The 302-nt window shown below is 46.7% G+C and carries 1 protein-coding gene; it reads left to right on the forward strand.

Features of this window, described 5'->3' with window-relative positions:
* On the forward strand, positions 1–302 hold a 302-nt coding region (locus AAEZ03_RS26675; RefSeq protein ID WP_350582795.1), incomplete at both ends, for an urease accessory protein UreD.

Below are 302 nucleotides of genomic sequence, written 5' to 3' on the forward strand. Positions count from 1 at the left end.
CGGCAAGCTTGCTGACTTGGGATATTGCGGTGTTCGGACGGCAAGCGTATCAAGAAACTTTTGCTAATGGTTATTATGCCAACCGCTTAGAGATATGGCGTGATGGCAATTTATTGGTCAGTGAGTGCACCTCCCAGCAAGCCAATACGCGCTGGTTTACCTCACCGCTTGGGTTAAACAATCATCATGTTCATGGCTCTTTTTGGGCAATACCTAGCACAGAGATTATTGCGCCTGAGCTGCAGAATAATCCGCTCAAGCTTGGTCAGTATTTAGATACCACTATTACCGAGATACGCCAT

The organism is Pseudomonas sp. HY2-MNA-CIBAN-0224, assembly GCF_040310285.1.
Lineage (GTDB): Bacteria > Pseudomonadota > Gammaproteobacteria > Pseudomonadales > Pseudomonadaceae > Aquipseudomonas > Aquipseudomonas helleri.